This window comes from Methylobacterium sp. WL18 (genome assembly GCF_008040015.1).
Classification (GTDB): Bacteria; Pseudomonadota; Alphaproteobacteria; order Rhizobiales; family Beijerinckiaceae; genus Methylobacterium; species Methylobacterium mesophilicum.
In genome coordinates, this window is record NZ_VRVD01000232.1 from 1 (window position 1) to 6,965 (window position 6,965).

Below are 6,965 nucleotides of genomic sequence, written 5' to 3' on the forward strand. Positions count from 1 at the left end.
GCCCCGGCACCGCGGCCCCAGCCGACGCGGTCGACCCCGCCCTGCTGCGCAGGGCGATCCGGACCGAGCGCAAGCTGACGCTGCGCTACCGCGACGGGACGGGCGCAGCCTCGGAGCGGGTGGTGTGGCCGTTCGCCCTCGCATTCTTCGACGCCGTCCGGATCCAGGTGGGCTGGTGCGAGCTGCGCCAGGGCTTCCGGCACTTCCGCACCGACCGGATCGCCGAAGCCGAACTGAGCGACGCGCGCTATCCGCGCCGCCGGCAGGCCCTGCTCAAGGACTGGCGACGCAACGAGGGGATCACCGCTTCCGCCGATTGATGCTGCCGGAAACTGGCAGGGGCGCCGGATATCGAGGTCGCGCATCCACGGACAGGAGCGACCGATGGCCGAACCCAGCAACATCCTTCTCTACGTCACCGACCCGAAGGCCAGCGCACGCCTCTATGCGACCCTCCTGGACCGAGAACCGGTCGAGGCGAGCCCGACCTTCGTGCTGTTCGCCCTGCCCTCGGGCCTGGCGCTGAGCCTGTGGGCGCGAAGTGGAGTGGTGCCGGCCCCCACGCAAGCGGGCGGCGGAGGCGAGATCGGCTTCCGAGTGCACGGAGCCGCGCGCGTGGACGCGCTCCACGACGCCTGGCGGGCGAAGGGCGCCGAGATCGTCCTGGCACCGACGGATCTCGATTTCGGCCGCAGCTTCGTCGCCGTCGATCCGGACGGGCATCGCCTGCGGGTCTATGCGCGAACCGAGGATCAATGAGCGACCTTCGCCGGGGGTGCCGGGCTGAGCCCTGCTATCGGGCTCAGCCCCGATACCTCGCCGAAGGGCTGAGCCCTTTGGAAACCCGGGATTTTCAGGTCACCACGCTCGGCTCGGCCCGGCCAGTGCGGGGCTCGATCTCCGCGACGGCGCGGGCCGCCGCCACGACCGGGGCCAGTACCTCCGAGACGGGCAGATCGAGCCGGGTCGGATCGGCCTCGTAGCGCTCCAGATAGACCCGGAGCGTCGCCCCGGCGGTGCCGGTGCCCGAGAGGCGGAAGACCACGCGGGCATCCTCGGCGAAGCCGATGCGGATACCCTGGTGCTCGGTGAGCGAGCCATCGACGGGATCGCGGTAGGCGAACTCGTCGGCCGTCGAGACCGTGAGGTCGCCGAGCCGCGTGCCCGGCAGCCCGGCGAGCTTTTCCCGGAGCGCATCCATCAGGCCGTTGGCGGCGTCGGAATCCACCTCCTCGTAGTCGTGGCGGGCGTAGTAGTCGCGGCCGTGGGTGCGCCAATGCGCCCGCACGAGCGCGTCGGCGCGCTCGCCGGTGGCGGCCAGGATGTTGAGCCATAGCAGCACCGCCCAGAGCCCGTCCTTCTCGCGCACGTGGTTCGAGCCGGTGCCGGCGCTCTCCTCGCCGCACAGGGTGATCAACCCGGCATCGAGCAGGTTGCCGAAGAACTTCCAGCCGGTAGGCGTCTCGTAGGCCTGGATGCCCAGAGCCGCTGCGACCCGGTCGGCGGCGCGGCTCGTGGGCATCGAGCGGGCGATGCCAGCGAGCCCGCCCGCGTAGCCCGGCGCCCGGTGGGCGTGGGCGGCGAGCAGCGCAAGGCTGTCGCTCGGCGTCACGAACAGGCCCGGGGCCACGATCATGTTGCGGTCGCCGTCGCCGTCGGACGCCGCGCCGAAATCGGGGGCGTCCGGCCCCTGCATCAGGTCGAACAGGTCGTAGCAATGGACCGGGTTCGGATCCGGGTGGTGGCCGCCGAAATCTTCTTTCGGAATGGCGTTGACGACAGTCCCCTGAGGCGCGCCGAGCATGCCTTCGAGGATGGCGACCGCGTAGGGTCCGGTCACCGCGCTCATCGCGTCGAAGCGCATGCGGAAGCCCGAGGCGAACAGGCGCGACACGGCGTCGAAGTCGATCAGCGTGCGCATCAATTCGGCGTAGTCGGCCACCGGGTCGATGACCGCAACCGTCATGGCGCCGAGCCGGGTCTCGCCCAGGGTGTCGAGGTCGAGATCCGGCGCCTCGACCAGGCTGTAGCGGGTGAGCGCCTTGGCCCGCTCGAAGATCGCGTTGGTGACGGTCTCGGGCGCAGGACCACCGTTGGCGGCGTTGAACTTGATGCCGAAATCGCCGTCCGGCCCGCCCGGGTTGTGGCTCGCCGACAGGATGATGCCGCCGATCGCCTGGCTCTTGCGGATCACGCAGGAGGCGGCCGGGGTCGAGAGCAGGCCGCCGCGCCCGACCAGCACCCGGCCGAAGCCGTTGCCGGCGGCGAGCCGGAGGGTCTTCTGCACCACCTCCCGGTTGAGGAAGCGCCCGTCGCCGCCGAGCACCAGGGTGGCGCCCGCCTTGTCGGGCAGGGTGTCGAAGATCGCCTGGACGAAGTTCTCGACGTAGTTCGGCTGCCGGAACACCGGCACCTTCTTGCGCAGGCCGGAAGTGCCCGGCTTCTGATCGGGGAAGGGCGTGGTGTCGACGGTCGTCGGAGTCGTCATGGGCGGGCGTCTCCCGGGATCTCCCGCCTCAATGCCCGCCCGGGGCCCCCGCGTCACCCGTGCGGCGCACAATCGCGGCGGCTTTGTCACAGCGGTTTGAACCGATCGGGCGACGAAACCGGCTCTTCGTGTGTCGGTTGGCTTCACCAGCGGTTGCGCCCGCTCGGTCACGCCGGTTGTATCGCCCGATCCGCCAGATAAGGCGGCCGGGAGGATACATGTCGGACGGACCATCGCAGACGCGCCAGGACAGGACACGACCGGAGACCGGATTGCCGCGGCGACAGATGTTCGGAGCGCTCGCGGCAGCCGGCCTCGCCGCCACCCTGCCCCCCTCCACCGCGACCGCCGCGCCGTCAGCGCGGCTGCAGACGGAGGAATTCCGCCTGCCGTGGAGCGAGCCGGGCATCGACATCTACGTGCGCAACAAGCACCCGGCCGGCACGGACCGGTTCCCGGGCGACCGGATCCTGCTGTTCGTGCACGGCTCCACCTACCCGGCCTCCACGGCCTTCGACCTGCCGCTCGGCGGAATCTCGGCGATGGACTACTTCGCCGGCCAGGGCTTCGACGTCTACCTCGTGGACCTGCCGGGCTACGGGCAATCCGGGCGCCCGGCGCCGATGAGCGCCCCGGCCGCCGACAACCCGCCGTTCATGCGCACGCCGGACGCGGCCAAGGTGGTGGGACAGGTCGTTGACTTCATCCTGAAGCGGCGCAGCGTCGAGAAGATCGACCTGATGGGCTGGTCCTGGGGAACCTCGACCATGGGGCTCTACACCAGCACCCACAACGACCGGGTCAACCGGCTCGTCCTCTACGCGCCGCAATGGCTGGCGCGCACGCCGGCCCTGATGGGCGGGGGAAGCGGGCCGCTCGGTGCCTATCGCAGCGTCAGCCGAGACAGCGCCAGGGCGCGCTGGCTCACCGGCGTGCCCGAGGACAAGCAGGCCGACCTGATCCCACCGGGCTGGTTCGACCAATGGGCCGACGCGACCTTCGCCAGCGACCCGGTCGGCGCCCGGCAATCGCCGCCGGTGCTGCGCGCGCCGAACGGCACCGTGGCCGACAAGGACGCGTACTGGGCTGCGGGCAAGCCTCTCTACGATCCGGGCGACATCCGCGTGCCCGTCCTGCTCATCCACGCTGAGTGGGACGCGGACCTGCCGAGCTACCAGGCGCAGGAATACTTCACCAAGCTCACGCACGCCCCCTACAAGCGTTTCATCGAACTCGGGGAGGGCACGCATACGGTGATGATGGAGAAAAACCGCATGCAGTTCCTCCACGCGGTCGCGGCCTTCCTCACGGAGGCGGACCCGCAGGCGTTGAACTAAGAATGGTTCAGGCTCTCTGCCTCCGCATTCCTGCGAGGGCCTTTCCCGCATGTCTCAGGCCAAAAATCTCGGAAAATACCTTGAGTCGGCCAAAACCAACCCTAGATATAGATCTCCAAGGCGGAGATGGAAAAAATGGCTGACGATCTTACGAAGCGCGAACCTCAAGACAAGTTTAAAATTAACATTCACGAAGAGTATGAGTTGAATTGGTGGTCACACCGATTCGGCGTAAGCAAACAGAAAATCAAAGATGCTGTCGCAGCAGTTGGCGTCCAGACTAAAGATGTAGCTAAGCATTTAGGCAAGACTTGGCCATAAAGCGATCCGCCCACAAACGTGGGCGGATCGTGATAGAAGGAAAGTGCTACTCCGCGGCCTGACGCGCCGCGTAGCCCAGCCGCTCGTTCAGCGCGCGGATCAGCTTGACCGCGGCCTCGGCGATCACCGTACCGGGCGGGAAGATCGCCGAGGCGCCGGCCGCCACCAGGGCGTCGTAGTCGCCCGGCGGGATCACGCCGCCGATGGCGATCATCACGTCGTCGCGGCCCTGCTCGGTGAGCGCCGCCTTCAGCTCCGGCACCAGGGTGAGGTGCCCGGCCGCCAGGGAGGAGACGCCGACGATGTGCACGTCGTTCTCCACCGCCTGCCGGGCGGCCTCGTCCGGGGTGGCGAAGAGCGGTCCGATATCCACGTCGAAGCCGAGATCGGCGAACGCCGAGGCGATGACCTTCTGGCCACGGTCGTGCCCGTCCTGGCCCATCTTGGCGACCAGGATGCGCGGCCGGCGGCCGTCATTCTCCTCGAACGCCTCGACCAGCGCCCGGACTTCCTCGACCACTGGCGACATGCCCCCCACCTCGCGCTTGTAGACGCCGGAGATCGAGCGGATCTCGGCGCGGTGCCGGCCCCAGGCCTTCTCCAGGGCCTCGGAAATCTCACCCACGGTGGCCTTGGCGCGGGCCGCGTCCACGGCCAGAGCCAGCAGGTTCTCGTTCGTGTCGGCGGCGTTGGTGAGCGCCTCGAGCCGGGCCGTGACCGCCGCCTCGTCGCGCTCGGAGCGCAGCCGCTTGAGCTTGTCGATCTGGAGGCGGCGGACATTGCCGTTGTCGACCCGCAGGAGGTCGATGGCCATGTCGTCGTCGGACTTGAACTTGTTGATGCCCACGATGGTCTGGCGGCCGGAATCGATCCGTGCCTGGGCGCGCGCGGCGGCCTCCTCGATCCGCAGCTTGGGGATGCCGGCCTCGATCGCCTTGGCCATGCCGCCGAGCTGGTCGACCTCGCGGATATGCTCCCAGGCCCGGGCCACGATGTCGGCGGTCAGCTTCTCCACGTAGTAGGAGCCGCCCCACGGATCGGCGATCCGGGTGGTGCCGCTCTCCTGCTGCAGGAACAGCTGGGTGTTGCGGGCGATCCGGGCGGAGAAGTCGGTGGGGAGCGCCAGCGCCTCGTCCAGAGCGTTGGTGTGCAGCGATTGCGTGCCACCCTGCGTCGCCGCCATCGCCTCGATGTTGGTGCGGGTGACGTTGTTGAACACGTCCTGGGCGGTGAGCGACCACCCGGAGGTCTGCGAGTGCGTGCGCAGCGCCAGCGACTTCTCGGACTTCGGATCGAATCCCTTGACCAGCTTCGCCCAGATCAGGCGCGCGGCCCGCATCTTGGCGATCTCCATGAAGAAGTTGGTCGAGATCGCCCAGAAGAACGACAGGCGCGGGGCGAACTGGTCGATGGTCAGCCCGGCGGCCAGCCCGGCCTTGATGTACTCGACACCGTCGGCCAGCGTGTAGGCGAGTTCCAGGTCGTTCGTCGCCCCGGCCTCCTGCATGTGGTAGCCGGAGATCGAGATCGAGTTGAACTTCGGCATGTTTTTGGAGGTATAGGCAAAGATATCGGAGATGATCCGCATCGATCCCTTGGGGGGATAAATGTAAGTGTTGCGGACCATGAATTCTTTTAGGATGTCGTTCTGGATGGTGCCCGCGAGCTTTTGCGGCGGCACGCCCTGTTCTTCCGCGGCGACGATGTAGAGGGCGAGGATCGGCAGCACCGCACCGTTCATCGTCATCGACACGGTCATCTCGTCGAGCGGGATGCCGGAGAACAGCGTCCGCATGTCGTAGATCGAGTCGATCGCCACCCCGGCCATGCCGACATCGCCCGAGACCCGGGGGTGGTCGGAATCGTACCCGCGGTGGGTGGCGAGATCGAAGGCCACCGACAGGCCCTTCTGCCCGGCCGCCAGGTTGCGCCGGTAGAAGGCGTTCGAATCCTCGGCTGTGGAGAAGCCGGCATATTGCCGGATCGTCCAGGGCTGGGTGACGTACATGGTCGGGTAGGGGCCGCGCAGGAACGGCGCGATGCCGGGATAGGTGTCGAGGAACTCCAGGCCCTCCCGGTCCTCCGGCCCGTACCGGCCCTTCACCGGAATGCCCTCCGGGGTCATCCACGGCTCGGGCAGAGCCGGCGACGCCACCGCAAGCGGCTCGCCGGCCCAAGACATCTCGGCGAAGTTCGGAATGCGGGTGGTCATTGGGGGTGACTCGTTGTGGCGTTTGTCACCCCATTATAGACGCCCCCGGAAACCGGGCTACTCCCCTCCAGGTCTAGACGTCCGCCGGCCGCGCAGGATGTAGATCGCCGCGCCGGCCAGCATCAGCGCCATGCCGTACCAGGTCAGCGCGTAGACCAGATGGCTGTTCGGGAACGCGATCACCGTGAGCCCGCCCACCGGTAGGCCGCCGGAATTGGGTGCCGCGTCGGCGTCGACGAAGTAGGGGGCGACGTCGGTGAGGCCCCGTGCCGCCGCGATGGCGGCCACGTCGCGCGAGTACCAGCGCCCATCCTTCGGGTCGTTCGACCGCAGGAACGCGCCGCCGGGCTCGGTCAGCCGCAGGAGCCCGGCAACCCGCACCTCCCCCGCCACCTGACCGGCCAGCCGGGTGGCAGGATCCCGGTTCGCCCCCGGCACGAAGCCGCGGTTGACCAGCACGACGGTGCCGTCTTGCCGGCGCAGCGGCGTCAGCACCCAGAAGCCGCCGCCTCGCTCGGTGACGGCCTGGACCAGGGTCTCGCGGTCATGGAGGAAGGTGCCCGACAGCCAGATATGCCGGTAGGCGTCGTCGGGGCCGACCCGCGGC

7 protein-coding genes are annotated in these 6,965 nt (G+C 68.5%); 4 read left to right on the forward strand and 3 right to left on the reverse strand.

Annotated features, from left to right (window positions below; all coding sequences use genetic code 11):
* Positions 1-320 (forward strand): WYL domain-containing protein (locus FV228_RS16480; RefSeq protein ID WP_147855617.1); only part of this gene is annotated, 320 nt, incomplete at its 5' end.
* A 64-nt stretch (positions 321-384) separates the two neighbouring features.
* Complete coding sequence (locus FV228_RS16485) at positions 385-759, forward strand: VOC family protein (RefSeq protein ID WP_147855618.1); 375 nt, start codon at positions 385-387, stop codon at positions 757-759.
* Between the two features lie 94 nt (positions 760-853).
* Here FV228_RS16485 and FV228_RS16490 read toward each other — a convergent pair whose 3' ends face one another.
* On the reverse strand, positions 854-2,488 hold the full coding sequence (locus FV228_RS16490; protein ID WP_147855619.1) for an alpha-D-glucose phosphate-specific phosphoglucomutase: 1,635 nt from the start codon (positions 2,486-2,488) through the stop codon (positions 854-856).
* Between the two features lie 218 nt (positions 2,489-2,706).
* On the opposite strand from FV228_RS16490, the gene FV228_RS16495 reads away from it, so the two are divergent.
* Together FV228_RS16495 and FV228_RS16500 are read left to right on the forward strand one after the other, a co-directional pair.
* Positions 2,707-3,825: an alpha/beta hydrolase gene (locus FV228_RS16495; protein ID WP_147855620.1), complete on the forward strand. Its 1,119-nt coding sequence runs from the start codon at positions 2,707-2,709 to the stop codon at positions 3,823-3,825.
* A 135-nt stretch (positions 3,826-3,960) separates the two neighbouring features.
* Positions 3,961-4,146, forward strand: coding sequence for a DUF3606 domain-containing protein (locus tag FV228_RS16500; RefSeq protein WP_147855621.1), 186 nt, complete (start codon positions 3,961-3,963; stop codon positions 4,144-4,146).
* Between the two features lie 46 nt (positions 4,147-4,192).
* Here FV228_RS16500 and scpA read toward each other — a convergent pair whose 3' ends face one another.
* Both scpA and FV228_RS16510 read right to left on the reverse strand, forming a co-directional pair.
* On the reverse strand, positions 4,193-6,358 hold the full coding sequence (scpA, locus tag FV228_RS16505) for a methylmalonyl-CoA mutase (protein WP_147855622.1): 2,166 nt from the start codon (positions 6,356-6,358) through the stop codon (positions 4,193-4,195).
* Positions 6,359-6,415: 57 nt separating this feature from the next.
* Positions 6,416-6,965: SURF1 family protein (locus FV228_RS16510; protein ID WP_147855623.1), on the reverse strand; the 550-nt coding region annotated here is incomplete at its 5' end.